A 17,612-nucleotide genomic window follows, 5' to 3' on the forward strand; every position below is an offset into this window, starting at 1 on the left:
GATCGGCCTTTTTTCATGCGCGCGTCATACACGAATGTCTGTGTCTCGCTGCGGCTCCGCCAACGTGTTCTGTTCCGGCATCGTCCGCTGTTTTCTTTGCTGTCTGATCTCGAGATCAGGACCGCCGTTTCTGGTGCAAAAACGAAAGAAGGCGCTGCACGCAAGCCGGATTTCGTGCAGCGCCTCTGGATGATCAGCCCGAAGGCCGTCATCTGAATCATGTGGTTGCCAGTAAGACGATTCTCTGGACAAAAGGGTTCAAAGAATTCGGCAAGTTCCTGAAAACAAGCCCGAATGAATACGGCGAATCCTTTCAGGTCTCCGTCTGTTTTTTGCGAAAGCAGTGTTGCAGCATCCCGGACTTGCCCGCACTGATTGCGATGGCCACCAGAAAACTCAGGCCGGCAAGGGCCACCGATTTGATACCGGCAGGCAGATCGGAACGTACAAAGAGCCAGCTACCATAACCGGTCGCCAGCAATATTCCGCCAAGACAATGGGCGGCCGCCGTCCAGAAGAAAAGCTTGTTGTTCATCAGTCGACCTGCGGCAAACAGAGTAGCAGTGACGGCGACTGCGTAGAAGATCGAAACGGCGACTCCTGCGTGGAATCGAGTCAACTGTACCACGGTCACCAGCATGCCCAGCGAAGTCGCGGCCGCAGTCACCTCACGCAGAAATTCAGCGAAACGGTCTCGATAAGACAGGCAGATACCCATCAGCCCGAGGAGCACCACGTGCATCGTAATCAGCGGGACCATGCGGGGGAGCAGCCCGAATGATTGAACTGACGAAACAAGATATCCATGACTGGCCCATGCGATGCAAACCAGTGAAATGGCGGCCAGGATTGAACGGCGAGTGTGAAGGCTGATGTAAAGCAGAACTGCTGCGTTTAAGACGATGGGCCAGATCTGGTTCGGAAGCCAGTTGATCGATGCCAGCTGAGGCATTGACACTCTGGCAGGAACGATCGTCGCCAGGGATGTCATGGCGAAAAATCCGAATTCCGCAAACCGAAGGCCTCGCCACCAGGCAATCGCATAGAAACCACCGAGAGCAAGGATCGTTAAGTACAGGGGCGATGCTGCCGTCATTGTCAGATTTTCAAGAAAGCCCCGATACGCAGGGAGCCCGTGCCACGGCACAATGAGCGGGTGCGCAGGAAGAAGTAACAAAGATGCCGTCAGCATCAGGCACCATTGAAGTTTCCTGCGTTTTTCAACAATACTGATTTCCAGCAACAGCAGCTGGACAGCGAGCAGGAATGGAACCAGCTGGTACAAGCCAAAAGTGGTATCCCAGAAGTGCTTCATTGTGACCGGCACATCGAACGAGATGGTCAGCGAATAGCTTCGGAAACAAACGGTACCAGCGACCAGAACGAATGGTGTCCATGGAAACCATGGCCATCGCCAGGGGGTACCGTTTTCTGCAACACTTGAAGAGCCAGAACGGATGGCAGGAATCAGTGTCAGTGCGAGGACGGAGGCTGCGGACGGAAATGCGGCGATCAACCATCGCACTTTTTCGTTGGTGAATCCCATGACTTCGGGAAGCAGGCCAAGCGGATAGCAGAAGAACAGGCCAAGAAATCCATAGAGCGGCAGACGCCATGACCGGGAAAGTCGAACCCGCTGCCCACGAATCAGCAATTCCGAAAGCACTACACAGAATCCATAACTCATCAGTATCAGTGCGACGACGCTTTCAAATGAATGGCCGTTGTCGCGGTCTGATCGCACAGTGATTAGTTCATCGAAGCTGATGGAAATGGCGAGGAACATCATCAGCACGATCAGGACAATCGAACGCGCGTCTTCCCAGACTTTGCCGACACGAACAATGACGATCGCCGTAATCGTCATCAGGACAGTTACAGCAGCAAGGCTCAATGCCAGCCCCCACGGTTCCATGTAGGCGACAGAACCCTGCCCGAAAAGAATGCTTTGATCACCCTGCCGAAACAGTTTCTTGAGCCCATAAACAAAAAGGCATGCACTGATCAGATAAAACGGGTTATGGGTGTAGAGCAACTTGAGAATACCATCGGATGCCGGAACAGCAGCCCGGACTGTCGAGCCGGATTCCATTTCATCGGAAGTTGCCTCCGGGGGAAGCGCAATGGGAGGCGACAATTGAGCGTCGACAGCGCCCGCAGCAGGACCAGAACTTGGCGCAGGGGTAGCGGCAGAATCTTCTGACATGATCAAACTCCCCGGAATAGACAGGAGGTGAGGGGATTCACCGGAAGAAAGACAGGGTTCCGGTGAAGCGATCGTTCGTAAAATATCGTGTCATCAATTGAAGAGACGAGCCACGATCATGACAGAGAGGGCAGGAAACTTTGTCTGGCTTTTTTGTAACGCTTCAGAATTTAGTTCCTGAGCGACACGTGTCGGGATTTCGCTCACAGTGACAAGTGACAAGTGACAAGTGACAAGTGACAAGTGACAAGTGACAACGGCCCTGGTCGCGTACGAATGAAGCGATTGCAGTGGTTTGGCGCAGTGCCGATCCATATCAATGGTGAGATATCACTGGGAAGAAAACCTCACTGGGAAGACAACCATTTCGCAAGTCGGGCCTTTACTTCATCGGACGGCTCAGTGACAGGTTTCAGGTTCCATTTTTCTTTGGGTTCGGTCACCGGTTTGACTTCGATCGTCCGGATTTCGCCGCGGCGGGCGATCAGCACGTCAATCGTCTCGCCGATACCAAGTTGCGTCAGTTGATCCCGCCAGGTTCTGGAGTTCACTCGATATCGATTGAAAGCCAGAATTTCATCATCCACATTCAGCCCCGCCTCGTGGGCCGGTGAATCGTGCGTCACGCCGGTAATGATGACCGACGCCGATCCATCTGATGTCTGGATTCCAATCCATGCTCTGGGTTCCTCCCGTTTGTCATTCGGGGTCTCGTCTGTCTCAGCAGGCTTTACTTCCCGGGCGGCCTCGTTTGTCGGCGCAGTGGCCGCCTTGGTTTCAGCAACAGTCGCTTCGGATTTCGATTCCGCAAACCGGAGCCCCAGCCAGTTCAGCGCGGGCTGGTAGTCCAGTTCATCGGTTGTTTCGACGTGCTGAGCCAGCCAGGCATTCATGTCCGTGCCCGCAACTTCGCTCAAGATCGCGGCAAAGTCACTGTTCGAATAACCCTTCGGGCCGGAGTGCCGCTGGTACAGCAATCGCATGGCATCGTCCAGACTGCGCGCATCATTCGTGAGTTCACGAATGCGTGCATCCAGCAGGAAGCCAACCACACAGCCCTTGACATAGTAGCTGACGCGACTGTTCGAACTGTTCTCATCAGGTCGATAGAACTTGATCCAGGAATCAAAACTGGATTCAGACAAAGACTGCACATTGCGCCCTGGGTTTGTCTGAAGTTTCTCAATGCTTTTTGACAGTCGTTTCAGGTAGGCCGACTGGTCAATCAGCCCGGCCCGCACCAGCATCAGATCTTCGTAATAACTGGTCAGCCCTTCGGCCACCCAAAGACTGCGGGTATTGTTCTCCGTTTCATAATCGTATTGAGTCAGCTCGACTGGTCGCAGACGCCGAACATTCCACGTGTGGAAGAATTCATGGCTGACAAGACTCAGCCAGTCTTCGTACTTTTCCTTGTTGCGATAATTCCATCGACTGGTCATAACCAGCGTTGAGTTATCGTGTTCCAGTCCACCACCGGTTTCGGAAATCACATTCAGGAATTTAAACCGCGAATACGGAACGACTCCCCAGAATGCCTGCTGCCGGGCAACAATTTGCTGAACGTCCGCAGCCGCTTTGGCCGTGTCCCACAACGAACTGTCGCCAATTGTCGCCAGAACATGCGGTACGCCACCGGCGTTAAAATCCTGCACGACCGGGTTCCCGCACAGCACCGGCGAATCAATCAGCTCATCAAGATTCTCCGCCACGTAGGTATGATCGCGACCCTCCACTGCCACAAGAGACGTCATTGAGCGAGACCAGTCTTCCGGAACATCGAAGTGAATTCGATGGGGGGTTGATTCGGCGCCGGCGACGGTCAGGAAGGTGGCCGCGCCGTTCAAAACGGCCATGTCCCGATCCACCCAATTGGTTCGCACAGACATCTCGTGGCAATAGAGTTGATAAGTGATTCTGACATCTTTCCCAATCGGGCACTCGACCAGCCAGCGATTCTTGGAAGTCTTTTGAATAGACAACGGTGCTTTTCCATCGCTGGTCGCATGCAGATGGTCCACATGACGTGCGTACTCCCGAATCAGGTACGATCCGGGTGTCCATGTCGGCATCATGAGTTCAATGGTTCCGGTGGCTGGCGTTGGAACGACCATCTGAATTTCAGCGTAATGCGCCGCCCGGTGCTCGAACGATACGGTGTACTCCAGAGCTCGCTTTTGTTCGGCTGAACATGACAATGAGGTCAGCAGAAACGAAACGGCAGAGTAAAAAAGGACTCGAATCATGTTGTTTCAATCGTGGAGAGACCGCATACAAGAGCTGGATCACGTCAAACGCTGAGTGATAACATAATGCCAGTCATCCGTCAGCGAGGTTTTCGGGGTCAGCGACGGCCTGGTCCAGCTGTCCGTTGAAAAATCGGGACGGCGACGGTGTTAACGGAGATCAAGTTTCGGATTGGAGATTTGTATTTCGAATTCGCCGTTTTTGTGTGGATGGGGCGCTGCACAGCTCGGGATCAGCAAACGGGGCTCAGACAAGCTCGTAGTCACCAACAGGTGGTGAAGGATCTTCCCAGAGCTGATCCGTACGAACGGGCGTCTTGAGGATCGTGATGAGTTTTCGCATGACAGCCGTGAGTGCCACGGCCATCCCAGAGCAACTCTCTTCCGTGAAGAAGAGGCGATGAACACTGGCCTGTCAAACCAAGCCTCAGACGAGAGATGAGGTTTCACGACTGAATACAAACACAAGTCGGGAAGAAAGGCCATCTTTTTCTGCCAGAAACACACTTCCCAATGTGGTCTTTGTTCCAGTGCAATCATCATTCTGCAGGGCCAGAATCGGCGCTTCCCGGGACTGAAGCTCAGGGCAACGCGAAGACACTCACCAGTGCTTGGCAAATCCCATGTTTGCCCGGCCAAACCTGGCGAAGCAAAACGCAGAAGGCTGACCTCTGCGGCGATGAATGGCTTGGCTGTCCGTTCAAAAAAACGGGTCAGGTAGACAGGTACGCAGGACGACTGGAAACCGTCGTGTTTTCAGGTCTCCTGCTCGAGCCAGTTCCGTTTTCAACAGGCTGTTAGGTTAGGCTGTTGTGCTCTCTGGCGTCGCCTACTGTGTTCTTGTTCTGCGACGGCTGCCGGGAGGTTGGCAACTTCGGTTCTTGATAGCGTCTTCATTTTCCATGAGCAGCGTCAGCGCACGGCAAGAAAGCGGGGAACAGACGCATGTCGTCCGGCGGTGGGCCGCAGTCATACGAAACAGACGCATTGCGCTGCTCCCCGTCTTTCACTTCAGCTCAGCTGAACGGTTAGCTTCACCCGGTGATACGCTCTACCGGACCTGGTGGCTGCAGTGATCAGTTGGTCAACTGCCCCACCATGATTCCGAAGAGGTATCCATCAAAGAGGATTTCACCCCAGTAGTCCGTGGTTGAGTCCCGGTGAAGCACATACTGCACCGTCGTAAAGTACCCGCCTGGTGGCGGAACGTAGTTAATGGTGATTGTGTTGCTGGTCTTCGTGTAGGTGGCTGTTTCTGTACCCATTGAAACGGTGCCGTTTGGGTAAAACACGAACGTTGGCAGTGCATCTTCCACGCCGGGGTAGAGATCGACATAGTAGTCGTATTCTTCAACAGAACTGACTCCCATCAGATAGGATCCATTGAAGTACCTGACTTGCCGAAAGGCCGTTCTTCCTCCGGCTGAAACGGTGCCGGCGCACATGGCCGACATCACCAACATACAAACACTCAACCTGAACTTTGCTGACATCGATAACTCCCGAATCGTTTGACGTCACGCCATGGCGTGAACTTCCCTGTCCATGGTCCGAAGCGCACCTTCATCGCAGCCATCTCAGGTGTGTTTTCTGAGAGGTAAAAGTGCCCCGGACCATCTCCGTCAACAGACAATCCGTGAAACATGGATTCGTCCTTCACTTCGCCCGAAGATTCTTCGCGAAATCTGAAAAGGTTTCGTATCGACGAATGCGGTCATTCGACTAGCATGACAAACCTCAGGAAGGAACCAGTCCGCGGCGGGCCACGCAGCGAGAGGCAGGAAATGAATAATCAGTCGGCGATGATCTCATGGTTGGGGCAACTGCGTGATGGTGACGATGCAGCAGCCTGTCGACTGTGGGATCAGTATTTCAGCCAGTTGCTGGCCCTGACACGCCAGCGACTCCGGCATACGTCGCGTGCGATGTCGGACGAAGAAGACATCGTCATCAGCGCGATGAAAAGCTTCTGTATCGGGTTGAGGAATGGTCGCTTCGAACAATTGACCGGGCGGGAAAGCCTCTGGCGTGTCCTGCTGACAATTACCCTGAGGAAGATCGCCGACAAACATCAGTTTGACCATCGCGGAAAACGCGACATCTCAAGGATACAGTCTGGTCACGCGAATGACGTTGGTGGTGACACCACTCTTGAGACGCTTCTGAGTCGGGAACCCGATCCGCAAACCGCCATTGCCTGTGCCGACGAGATTGCTTCCCTGCTGGAACGTCTGGAGCACGATGACCTGCAACGAATCGCGTTAATGAAAATGGAAGGATTCACGAATCAGGAAATCGCGGAGCGGGTTGACTGCAGCCGCTCTTCTGTTGAACGCAAGTTGCGAACGATACGCATGATGTGGAGCCAGGAATGACCCGTACCGGTTCAGGCGAAGATCGCCACCTGACCCGCCAGCAGTTGCTGCAGATTGAAAGCATTTGCGACCGCTTCGAAAGGGATGCTCGCGATGTTCCATCGGATTCGGCTGAGTCTCTCTATCAGGTTTCGCCCACAGACAGCCAGACAATTTCCTGCAATGATCGTTACATCGAGACTTATGTTGCGGAAGCTGACCTGGATCTTCGGGATATCGTCAGGGAAGAATTGCAGCGGATCGCAGATGAGCTTTGCGATTCGGCCATGGCATTGCGTCGGACCGAGGATTTTGACTCATTGAACGTCGCTGCGGAAGATCTTTCGATCAGCGACTCCTTCACCCTGGAGCCTCCATCTGTTGAATCGCAGAGCGAGACAACGCGATTGAAGACTCTTTTCGGCGAGCGATTTGATCCCATCGAACAGCTGGGTGCCGGAACCTACGGGAAAGTATGGAAGGTTCGCGACCGAAAGCTGAACCGCACCGTCGCGATCAAGTTCCCCCATATTCCGAATGCAACAAGTCATGCGAGATTCCTCCGCGAAGCACGCGCGGCCTCCCGGCTCGATCATCCGGGAATTGTCCGCATTCTGGAATTAAACGACCATCACGACACCTGTTTTCTCCTGATGGAATATGTCGACGGCCCGTCCCTCTCCCGTGTGATGCGCACAGAGAAGCAAAGTCATCGACAGATTGCAGTCCACCTTCGATCGATCGCAGACGCACTTGCCTATGCTCACGGACTCGGGGTCATTCATCGCGATCTAAAGCCTCAGAATATCTTGTTTGATCTGGCGGGCAGGATTCAGATTGTTGACTTTGGACTGGCAAAAGACTGGTGTGATGCCGACGCATCACTCACCGCCAGCGGGATGCTGATGGGCACACCCGCATATATGGCTCCGGAACAGGTCAGTGTCTCCAGGTGTGACGCGGCTCCAACGCTGGACGTATACGCTCTGGGCGTTGTGTTGTACGAGATGCTCACGGGCGAACTGCCGTTTCGCGGATCAACAGATCGTGTGCTCTACCAACTGTCCAGCGTCGACCCCGTTCGTCCGCGGTTGCTGAATCCTTCGGTCCCGGAAGAGCTTGAAACGATCTGTTGCAAGTGTCTCGAAAAACGACCTGAAGACCGATTCCGTTCGATGGCGGACCTCCGCGACGAACTGACTCGCTATCTGGATGGGATGCCAATCCATTCGAAGCCACCGGGCAGTTTGAAACGCCTGCAAAAATGGGCCGCTCGCAATCGACGGCTGGCGGCCGCTGCGGCGAGTGTCGCCACCCTGGGCTGCATCACAATTGCCGTGTCGCTGATCGCTGCAGCGGTGCTGAAAGAAGGCTGGAATCGGGAACACCATCTGCGCGTTGATGCTGAGCAGGCAAAACGGGAGCTTGCTGCGGCCCTGAAAGATGTATCCGCAGCCAGAGATGCAGAAACCAAAGCGAGAATTTCTGCCCAGAACAATGCCGAAACCGCTCGCCAGCAAATCGTGGCAAACCGCGAATCTCTAAGGTTCATTGAGACCGTCTTTCAGGATGCTGACCCACTGCAGGCGCTGCTGGATGGCCAGGGTTTCGGTCAGCCGTCTCACGAACAGACGACGCTCTCCGCAGTCATCGATGCCGCTGCCGCGCGAATCGATGTGGAACTGATGAGCCAGCCTGCGGCCAGGGCGCACGTTCTGGACGTGATCGGGAATGCGTATCGGTCGATCGGACAGTTCGCAAAAGCCGAGACGGCATTCTCCCGCTCAGGGCAGATCAGAGATCAATTGTCTGTCGGTGGCCCGGGATCCGGAGACACGAGCGTCAGCCCTGAAGCTGTTCATCACTGGTTTTACCTGGGTCGACTTGCACACGACCAGTCCCGGTGGGATCAGGCAGAGGATCTTTACCAAAGGGCCATTCGCGAGACGGAGATTGCTGATGAACGCTCTATCCACTTCAGGGACTTGCAGCTGGCGATTGCGGACATAGAGTTTCAGCTCGGCAAGCTTAAGGCAGATCGAGGAGAAGGTGAAAACGCTGCCGCCCATTTTCAGCGTTCGCTTGAGATTCGGACAAAATGGCTTCCCGCGGATTCGACTCTCGTGCAGGCTTCACAGGTGGGACTTGCGATGGCCTTCTCCGGGACCGAATCAGAGCAGCCGCTCCGTGAACTTCTGTCGCTGCCCGGTCAACAGGACTGGCTCAGGAAAGGTGCACACCTCTTCGCCGGTGCAACTCTCCATCGGCGCAACGGCGAGCTGGACGATGCCATCCTGGAATACGAATCTGTTATCGAGATCGTGGACCGGCACCTGTCTGACAGCCATCCGATTGCAATTTTTGTCCGCGCAGATTTTGCGGGGCTGCTTTACGAACGCGGAGTCTATAAACGAGCCCTGCCAGTAATTCAGGATGTCCTGCAACAGGCCGATCAAATCTGTACCTCGCACCGGAAGTTGCTGCCCATTCGATTGAAGCTGGCCTTCGAATTCAGTCGAGCAAATCGTTTTGATGAGGCGAGGCAGCTCTATAATGATGCTCTTCGATATCATAGGCCGGACACCGCTTCGCTGATGGAAATACACCATGGCCTGGCATTTTGTGATCTGGTCGCCAACCAGGCGACTGATGCCCTGAAGCATATCGAATTCGTCTGGGACCAGCGGCGGACTTTTGTTCTGGAGCAAACAGCATGGTACGCCCATGTCTACGCACTGGCGCTGAAGCAGGCCGGACGGGAATCCGAAGCGGTTCGGCTGGAAGCGGAATCGTACGACGCGGCAAAAGCGATCGAGCACCCACTCGAACATCCTGTCTGGGCCGAACGCATCGCTGTGGTTTTCGCCCACAACAATGATTTTGACAACGCCGTACGAATGAACAGTCACGCCGTCAGGCTGGAACGAATGGTTCGACCTGCAGACCATCCCCGGCTCGCTGACAGGCTCAGTTCTCTCGCGTTCCTGTTGCAGCGACAGGGATCGACTGACGCGGCAGTGGATGCATGGGAAGAATGTCTTTCGATCCGGGAAATGCAATTGCCATTGGACGACATCCGTATTCAGGAAACACGTAATCGCCTCTCGTCGCTGAAAAGTGAAAGGGGCGTTTCGGATACGCTGGCAGACGCGACCGAGTAACCGTCAATTTTAATCCGTCTAACCTGACCTGACGGCCTGTTGGAAGACGGGACTGGCTCAAGCAGGAGACCTGAAAACACGACGTTTTACAGCCGTCCAGCGTGCCTGCCCCGATTTTTCAACGGACAGCTCACGGATTATTTTCGTTTGTTTGCTCCACCCGGCGTGATCTGTGACTCCGCCCCCACCAAGCGGCAATAATTCCTCCAACAATATTCTGAATGATGCCACTGAAGACAGCCGCGGCAGCAGACAGTGGCATCGCCGCAAAGTGTTCCCGCGCGAGTGAAGCGGCAAGCCCGCCATTTTGCATCCCGACTTCAATGCTGACTGTTCTGGCGAGTGATTCCGGGTACCGCAGGAGTTTTGCAAGACCATATCCTGTTCCAAAGCCAATGAAGTGCAACAGCGTTGCAGCGAACAGTAAACGAACAAAGTTTGACGCGATGGAGTCCGCACTGGCTGCAACAATTCCTGCTGTCACGAATGTGAAGGCAAGAACTGCGACTGTGGGTCCAAGGATGCCAATGCGATCTGCGGTGACCGGGAATTTCCAGCGTATCAGTACGCCCAGCGCTACCGGGGCTACAGTAAGCTGCAATGCAGAAAGGCACATACCAGGCACGTCGACGGGCACGATCTGCCCAGCGAGAAGGCTCGTCCAGAGCGGTGTCATGACGAATGCCATGACCGTTGATGCCAGCGTCAAAACGACAGAGGCAGCGACGTTCGCTTTCGCCAGATAGCTGATCATGTTGGAGGCCATCCCTCCGGGGCAGCTGGCGACCAGCATGATGCCAACCGCCAGGCCGGATTCCAGGTGCAACAGTGCGGCGACGCACCAGCCACTGAGCGGCATGATCGTGTACTGCAGCAGGAAACCAGCGGCAATGCAGCCCGGCATGCGAGTCACCTGGCGGAAATCGTCCAGACTGAGTGTCAGCCCCATTCCCAGCATGGATGCCGCCAGAGACCAGAAGATCCACGGCTTGTCGAACCATATCATTGTGGCCGGTCGAACAAATGCGACAGTTGAGAGCAGTAAAAGCCAGAGCAGATACAGACGATTAAATCGATGTACTAACTTCCCCATGTCTTGATGCATCTCTTCATTGTTCGCAGGTCTCGGCCAGATCTCTTAACACAGAACGATCAGACCACTCAAAGATCGCTCAGGACGACATTTCGTGATCGCCACACTGTAATCAACCGTCTGGCCGTTGTAAGTTGCTCTGCACTGCTTTCGAGGCGAACATTCGCTGAACATTTCAAAACTCTTGATGGAGTGCGTCCAATGGCATCCGGGACAAGTCATCGTCATGGAATCGAACGCCGCAAGTTCCTTCAATATGTCGCAGCTGTTTCGGCTATACCGTCCTTCGCTCTTCGCGCTGAAGGAGCCATCAGTGCCGCTCCGCATTTCAGCGACAATCCCTTTCAACTGGGAGTCGCTTCAGGAGATCCCGAACCAAACAGTGTCGTCATATGGACGCGTCTGGCTCCAGAACCGCTTGAGGGCGGCGGTATGTCCGGTGAGCCTGTCCGTGTCACCTGGGAAGTTGCTGACGATGAAGCGTTCAGCCGGGTTGTCCGTAAAGGAACCGCTCTTGCCATGCCTCAGCTGGGGCATTCGGTCCATGTGGAAGTTGATGGCCTGCAACCGGATCGCTGGTACTTCTATCGTTTCCATACTGGAGGCGAATTGAGTCCTGCAGGACGAACTCGCACAGCTCCCGCCAGGCACGCGATGCCCGATCGGATGCGATTCGCTTTCACATCCTGTCAGCATTACGAGTATGGATACTTCAATGGGTATCCGCATATGCAGCAGGAGGATCTGGATCTGGTGATCCATCTGGGCGACTACATTTACGAATATGCTGGTGCAGAAAAAAAGCCCCGAAAGCACATCGGCAAGGAGGTCACCAGCCTGGATGACTACCGCACGCGTTACTCCCAGTATCGTCTGGACATGACCCTTCAGGAAACACACCGATTGTTTCCCTGGCTGGTTACATGGGATGATCACGAATTCGATAACAACTACGCGAATCTGGTGTCAGAAGAAGACGGTATTTCGCCGGACGAGTTTCTGGTTCGCCGGATGAACGCGTATCAGACATACTACGAATTCATGCCTCTCCGACGACGATCTTTTCCGCAGGGTCCCTCTATGAAGCTGTATCGAGGCTGCCCGTTCGGGCGCCTGGCTGGTTTTCATGTTCTGGACACTCGACAGTATCGAACGGATCAGCCAAATGGTGACCACCAGAAGCCCATGGAAGGCAAAGTCTTCGACACCAACGCCACAATGCTGGGCGCTCAACAGGAAAGCTGGCTGATGTCCAGCCTACTGAAATCAACCTCTACCTGGAACGTTCTGGCCCAGCAGGTCATGATGGCCCCACTGAATCGGGGTGAAGGCGAAGACAAACGCTACAGCATGGATCAGTGGCCGGGTTATGACGTCAGCCGAAGACGTCTGCTGAATTTCTTCCACGAACGAAAAATCCCAAACCCTGTTGTACTGACAGGTGATATCCATCTGAACTGGGTGAACGATCTTCAGCTTGACTTCGAAGATCCGAATTCACCGCTGGTGGGGACAGAGCTTGTTGGTACTTCGATGACTTCCGGTGGCAACGGTGGCAATTCAATACCAGAATACGAACGAGCGGCCGCACAAAACGATTTTGTTCGATGGTACAACTCCAACCGGGGCTACGTGAGTTGTGAACTGACTCCCCGAACGTGGACCAGCTATTTTCGTACGACACCATTTGTCGACAAGCCCGGCGCGCCGATAGAAACGAAGGCGACGTTCGTCATTGAAAACGGCAAACCCGGTGCGCAACAGGCCTGATCGGGTGGGTCGTCATTCTATTGCTTCTGTATTTCTTCTTCATGACCGGCCTGCCGGATAGCAGCCGCTTCTTCAGCGGCTTTGGCGTCTGCGAGTTGCTTTTCGAGCACAGCCGGGTGCATGAAGTTGTGGCTGTCGGCGATGCTCAGCGGTCCCGAATCGTCGGTCTCTCTGGAGCGGAAAAATGGAATGCCTAAACGGATTCCAGCCAGCCGGTAACTTTTGTACACGCTGCCGCGACTGAGCGGTCCGATACCAAACATCCAGGAGTCTGTGGCATTGCTTCGAGCAATGGCATCTCCGGACTGCCAGACAGGAATTCCGGTTTCACGGTGATAGGCATACACCATCACCTTTGATACCCCGATGCTGGCATTGCGTTTGCCAACTGAGATTTCCGGAATCGCTGCGATGGATGGGAAACCTGTGATTGCGGTTGCAGCCTGGCCGATCCCATTGCTGGACGGAATTCCATAGGTGACTTCCATTGAGTCGGACCCCAGCGCGCCGATGCGGGCTTCGAGCACATAGTCGGCAGCATTCTTGTCCGTTTGAATCAGACAGCCGGACATTGTCATCTTCTGTCGCATCGCGCTGGCAATGTATTCTGAGTTGACAAACATGTTGCCCTTGATGGCCTTCATGTACTCTGTGTCCAGGTAGACTCGTTTTCCGGCTAATGGTGACAGATCCAGTTGATCGACCGCGCGATCAACCGAATCGGACAACAGAAGTTGTTCGGTTCCACTGCGTTGCACGGCAGTACCGCAACCTGCGATAGCCGCCATTAACAACATCACCAGGGTTGAGTGCACTCGTTGGGCGATCACGACGGGGAGACTCGGCGGGACAATGAATGAATGCCCGAGGCGCAGGAGACCGGCTTCGGGGCTGCTGCGAATGATAGAGGTGTGTGCGCGGTTGGCAGCCGAATCTTGACCAGAATTGCATACCAGAACCCAGTGGCTTTCGTGACCCCGACGCATTTCGGCAAATCCTGCGGCTGACTCTACCCTTCAAACCAGCTGTCAACAGACCTCATTCCAGTCTGGGGCCTTCGTAAAGTGATTACTGGTAAAGAGTTAGGGGACTAGTGTACAAGCCCGAATAATCGGAACATGAATGTTGGTTCGGTCGTAACCTGTTCGCACGAGTTGTTTTACCGATTCCGTAACGCCGCAAAACTACCCCCAGAATTGCCCAGTCATCACATCTGGATGTCGTAACTGCATGCCTGCTCGTAACTTGCGCTGTTCATCTGGAATCCGCTTCGCGTCACGGTAGGATCATCCGGAGTGAGAACCACCACGTTGCCAGGGAAAGATCAGTCGGCAGCGTCATCCCCGAGAAGAATGGACGTCTCCCGCAGTTTTGTTTGAAAGCGGGTGCAATTGTGAGTCAGAAGAATCAAAGTCGAGTTCGGTCCGGACTCCGCAAGGCAAGGCAGTCAGCCCGCGTGGTCGCTGCTTTACCAGCTTCAGCCCATCAGCACCGTGGCAATGGTCTGGCCGCGGGTCGCCCATTTGATGCCCCCGAGAAATGGCACGAACCTCGGGGAGATGGCACTCTGAAGGTCGTTCGGGAAAACCCGGGCGGCGGATACATTCATGTGGTGGACGAGAGTGATATTCGGAGACGCGTTTCACAGCTGCCGGAAGAGTTCCAGACAAATGTCGAAGTCGTTCAGCTGAGTCGAATGACGCGGAAGCGTCGACTGTTTCCCTGTTACGGGTTGCAGTGGGGCACGGCTGTCTATCTATACCCGATCGAAGCCTCTCTGGAAGAACTCTACACCCGCGCGCCCCGGCCAGCACAGCGCATCGAAACTGAAATGTTCGGGGGTCAGTGGACACAGGACGGCAATTACTGGCGGCTTTCCTGGACAGAAGAGACCATTCGTGACTACTACCTGAACAATGTCCTGATCCATGAGATCGGCCATATCAATGATGACAGAAATCGCAACTTTCGGGATCGCGAGCGCTATGCCGACTGGTTTGCGATCGAGTACGGTTACCGCGCCTCGCGGCGCCGAAGGTCAGGTCGGCGTTCCTGATCTTTCAATTCCGTCCCCGAGGAAGGATCCAACAGTGTCGATCCATCTGTCGCGATAACTGTTCCGGAATTCGCAATGTTGACGGTTTGGTCTAACCTGACCTGACAGCCCGTTGGAAAACGGGACTGGCTCGAGCAGGAGACCTGAAAACACCATGGTTTCCCTTCGTCCTGCGTGCCGGTCCCGGTTTTTCAACGGACAGCGAATGCCTGATTCCGGGACTTACCGGAATGAAGACAGACATCTTCCATCAATGCCCGGCTGGACGGCGTATTCAAAGCATGGTTTCTGACACCGTTTTTTCAGAATCCAGAGGTGATCTGTCACTGTTTTGTCGGGCCTGACCGGGAAGTATGCCCGCCCCATCGGCACTTGAGATCGACTGGTTTTATGAATACATCGGTTACGACTTCGGTTACCACATTGGCGACTTCTGCGGCGGGAGCACTTCAGAAAAAGATCGCAGCCAGAACCGCAACGGTAGGTGTCATTGGACTTGGATACGTCGGACTGCCGCTGATCAGCGCGTTCACGAATGCGGGCTTGAAGTGTATCGGATACGACGTTGATCCTCAGAAAGTTGAGCAACTCAAGGCTGGCCGAAGTTACATCAAACATATTGAATCCAGCCGGGTTGCAGACTGGATTTCACGTGGCGTGCTCGAACCCACGGCAGAAATGTCGCGTCTGGGCGAAGCCGATGCTTTGCTGATCTGCGTGCCAACTCCGCTGAACGCGAGCCGTGATCCGGATCTTGCGTATGTCGAGTCCACCAGCCAGGCGATTGCCGACACGTTGCGTCCCGGTCAGCTGGTTGTGCTTGAAAGCACGACTTACCCCACGACCACCAGGGATGTGATGGTGCCGATCCTGAATTCCAATCCAAAAGGGCTGAAGGTCGGGCAGGATTTCTTTGTTGCCTACAGCCCCGAACGCGAAGATCCGGGCAATCCCGATTATTCTGCAGCGGGGATCCCCAAGGTTGTGGGAGGGGTTGACGAAACAAGTCGTGATCTGGCCTGCCAGTTGTATTCCCACGCCATCGTCAGCATCGTCCCGGTGGCAAGCACAGAAATCGCAGAAGCCTGTAAGATTCTTGAGAACACTTATCGTGCGGTTAACATTGCCCTCGTGAATGAGCTGAAGGTTCTGTTCGACCGAATGGGTATCGACATCTGGCAGGTGGTTGAGGCTGCCAAGACAAAGCCCTTCGGCTTTCAGGCGTTCTATCCGGGACCTGGTCTTGGCGGTCACTGTATCCCAATCGACCCGTTTTATCTGAGCTGGCTTGCGCGGCTGCAGGGCCTGAATACGCGGTTCATTGAACTGGCTGGCGAAGTTAACGCATCAATGCCGCGGTATGTCATTTCGCGTTTGACAGAGTTTCTGAACGATGCAGGCAAACCAATCCGTGGAAGTCGAATCTGTCTGCTGGGTATGGCGTACAAGAAAGATGTGGACGATCCGCGTGAGAGCCCTTCCTTTGAATTGCTGGAACTGCTGCTGGAACGCGGGGCAGATCTCACCTACAACGATCCCCACATTCCCCGCCTGCCAGTGATGCGACACTACGATGTTCCCGATATGGAAAGCAGTGAGCTAACACCGGAGTTTCTTGCGGCTCAGGACTGTGTGCTGATTGCCACTGACCATTCGGCGTATGACTACGAATTTATCGTCAGCCATGCCCGACTTGTTCTGGATACCCGGAACGCGACGAAGAACGTCATTGATGGTCGTGAGAAAATCGTACGAGCCTGATCGTCAGCATTGGCGGGTTCTTGATTTGACCGGAGACGCCGGAGAATACAGTTCTCAGGTGACCTGTGCGCACGGGAAGGCATTCGTAGTTCACTGGTCATTGGTTGTTCATCAGCAATTGTCCCCGATTGCTGCACGTCTTTTCTCCTCCGGGAGATCACCTTCTTTGGGGGCACGAAAGAATGGAAGACAACTCGTCCTTTCGTCATAGAATGGTTGTCGGAGTTCAAAGAATCTGTTTCCACAGCCGAAGGAATCAAACATGAGTGATCGTTTTCCTGTCCCGGCAGATGGATCTGACACCGGGATCACACCAGAAATTCGTACGGGGAAGAATTCGATGAATGATTTTCTTTTTCTTGCCGGCTTCCTGTTTCTTTGGTTTGTACTGAATGCGTGGGTTCTTCCACGCTTTGGCGTTCAAACCTGAATGGGTGGTGCGTGTGCGGTCCGGTCGGACCGCGAAAAAACGGATCACAGCAAGCAACAGGATGAGCCTCAATCTTCTTCGCCGACGTCGGAGCAGGATTCCGTCGAACCAAGGTAAATTCGCCTGCGGGTGCCTCCCCCAGCTTCCTCCATGACGCACCTGTTTGCCGTTCTCATCTGGTGCTTTGCGGTTGCAGAATGTGGTCGTCGATTTGGGGGACCCTGGATGCCGCGTGGCACGTTCGGTCGTTAGCTCCGTTCTCGAAGGATCGAACCCTCGTTGATTTCGCGCTGTTGCTTCGTAGCTGTCCGTCGAAAAATCAGGACAGGCACGCTGGACGACTGGAAACTGTCGTGTTTTCAGGTCTCCCGCTCGAGCCAGTCCCGTTTTCAACAGGGTGTTCAGTTCGCGTCGGCCCGCAAACATTGTGAGAATTCACGTCAGCCGGAAGATCTGTCAGACTAAACAGCTCTGTAACCGAATCCATTGGACGCGACCGGGATTGTGATCCCGTAACGAACAGCGCTGGTCTCCC

Annotated in this window: 11 protein-coding genes; 6 read left to right on the forward strand and 5 right to left on the reverse strand. The window is 54.5% G+C overall.

The features are described 5' to 3' along the window. Positions 1 to 313: 313 nt before the first annotated feature. From R3C20_11625 to R3C20_11635, 3 genes are all read right to left on the reverse strand, one after another. On the reverse strand, positions 314 to 2,206 hold the full coding sequence (locus R3C20_11625) for a hypothetical protein (protein MEZ6041149.1): 1,893 nt from the start codon (positions 2,204 to 2,206) through the stop codon (positions 314 to 316). A gap of 347 nt (positions 2,207 to 2,553) precedes the next feature. Further along, on the reverse strand, positions 2,554 to 4,452 hold the full coding sequence (locus tag R3C20_11630; GenBank protein MEZ6041150.1) for a PDZ domain-containing protein: 1,899 nt from the start codon (positions 4,450 to 4,452) through the stop codon (positions 2,554 to 2,556). A gap of 1,076 nt (positions 4,453 to 5,528) precedes the next feature. Beyond that, complete coding sequence (locus R3C20_11635) at positions 5,529 to 5,945, reverse strand: hypothetical protein (protein ID MEZ6041151.1); 417 nt, start codon at positions 5,943 to 5,945, stop codon at positions 5,529 to 5,531. A 291-nt stretch (positions 5,946 to 6,236) separates the two neighbouring features. Here R3C20_11635 and R3C20_11640 point away from each other — a divergent pair, with 291 nt between their 5' ends. Both R3C20_11640 and R3C20_11645 read left to right on the forward strand, forming a co-directional pair. Continuing rightward, positions 6,237 to 6,827, forward strand: a complete 591-nt coding sequence (locus tag R3C20_11640) for an ECF-type sigma factor (protein MEZ6041152.1) — start codon at positions 6,237 to 6,239, stop codon at positions 6,825 to 6,827. After that, on the forward strand, positions 6,824 to 9,967 hold the full coding sequence (locus R3C20_11645; GenBank protein MEZ6041153.1) for a tetratricopeptide repeat-containing serine/threonine-protein kinase: 3,144 nt from the start codon (positions 6,824 to 6,826) through the stop codon (positions 9,965 to 9,967). The genes R3C20_11640 and R3C20_11645 overlap by 4 nt, the downstream gene beginning before the upstream one ends. Before the next feature lie 130 nt (positions 9,968 to 10,097). Here R3C20_11645 and R3C20_11650 read toward each other — a convergent pair whose 3' ends face one another. Further along, on the reverse strand, positions 10,098 to 11,060 hold the full coding sequence (locus R3C20_11650) for a bile acid:sodium symporter family protein (protein MEZ6041154.1): 963 nt from the start codon (positions 11,058 to 11,060) through the stop codon (positions 10,098 to 10,100). 201 nt (positions 11,061 to 11,261) lie between these two features. Here R3C20_11650 and R3C20_11655 point away from each other — a divergent pair, with 201 nt between their 5' ends. After that, entirely contained in the window at positions 11,262 to 12,830 is a 1,569-nt protein-coding gene (locus R3C20_11655; GenBank protein ID MEZ6041155.1) for an alkaline phosphatase D family protein, read from the forward strand. A gap of 17 nt (positions 12,831 to 12,847) precedes the next feature. Here R3C20_11655 and R3C20_11660 read toward each other — a convergent pair whose 3' ends face one another. Next, a complete protein-coding gene (locus R3C20_11660) occupies positions 12,848 to 13,660 on the reverse strand; it encodes a DUF6655 family protein (GenBank protein ID MEZ6041156.1) in 813 nt (270 codons plus the stop codon). A 563-nt stretch (positions 13,661 to 14,223) separates the two neighbouring features. On the opposite strand from R3C20_11660, the gene R3C20_11665 reads away from it, so the two are divergent. The 3 genes from R3C20_11665 to R3C20_11675 all read left to right on the forward strand — a co-directional run bounded on the left by R3C20_11665 (position 14,224) and on the right by R3C20_11675 (position 17,077). Beyond that, positions 14,224 to 14,886, forward strand: coding sequence for a hypothetical protein (locus R3C20_11665; protein MEZ6041157.1), 663 nt, complete (start codon positions 14,224 to 14,226; stop codon positions 14,884 to 14,886). 390 nt (positions 14,887 to 15,276) lie between these two features. Further along, a complete protein-coding gene (locus R3C20_11670) occupies positions 15,277 to 16,647 on the forward strand; it encodes a nucleotide sugar dehydrogenase (GenBank protein MEZ6041158.1) in 1,371 nt (456 codons plus the stop codon). A gap of 262 nt (positions 16,648 to 16,909) precedes the next feature. After that, positions 16,910 to 17,077, forward strand: a complete 168-nt coding sequence (locus R3C20_11675) for a hypothetical protein (GenBank protein MEZ6041159.1) — start codon at positions 16,910 to 16,912, stop codon at positions 17,075 to 17,077. Positions 17,078 to 17,612 lie beyond the last annotated feature (535 nt).

The organism is Planctomycetaceae bacterium (assembly GCA_041398825.1).
Classification (GTDB): Bacteria; Planctomycetota; Planctomycetia; order Planctomycetales; family Planctomycetaceae; genus F1-80-MAGs062.

Excerpts from the sequence above, each read along its gene's own strand:
- R3C20_11635 (MEZ6041151.1), bottom strand. The coding sequence starts at position 5,945 with ATGTCAGCAAAGTTCAGGTTGAGTGTTTGTATGTTGGTGATGTCGGCC.
- R3C20_11670 (MEZ6041158.1), top strand. The coding sequence starts at position 15,277 with ATGAATACATCGGTTACGACTTCGGTTACCACATTGGCGACTTCTGCG.
- R3C20_11650 (MEZ6041154.1), bottom strand. The coding sequence starts at position 11,060 with ATGGGGAAGTTAGTACATCGATTTAATCGTCTGTATCTGCTCTGGCTT.
- R3C20_11640 (MEZ6041152.1), top strand. The coding sequence starts at position 6,237 with ATGAATAATCAGTCGGCGATGATCTCATGGTTGGGGCAACTGCGTGAT.
- R3C20_11675 (MEZ6041159.1), top strand. The coding sequence starts at position 16,910 with ATGAGTGATCGTTTTCCTGTCCCGGCAGATGGATCTGACACCGGGATC.
- R3C20_11645 (MEZ6041153.1), top strand. The coding sequence starts at position 6,824 with ATGACCCGTACCGGTTCAGGCGAAGATCGCCACCTGACCCGCCAGCAG.
- R3C20_11655 (MEZ6041155.1), top strand. The coding sequence starts at position 11,262 with ATGGCATCCGGGACAAGTCATCGTCATGGAATCGAACGCCGCAAGTTC.
- R3C20_11625 (MEZ6041149.1), bottom strand. The coding sequence starts at position 2,206 with ATGTCAGAAGATTCTGCCGCTACCCCTGCGCCAAGTTCTGGTCCTGCT.
- R3C20_11630 (MEZ6041150.1), bottom strand. The coding sequence starts at position 4,452 with ATGATTCGAGTCCTTTTTTACTCTGCCGTTTCGTTTCTGCTGACCTCA.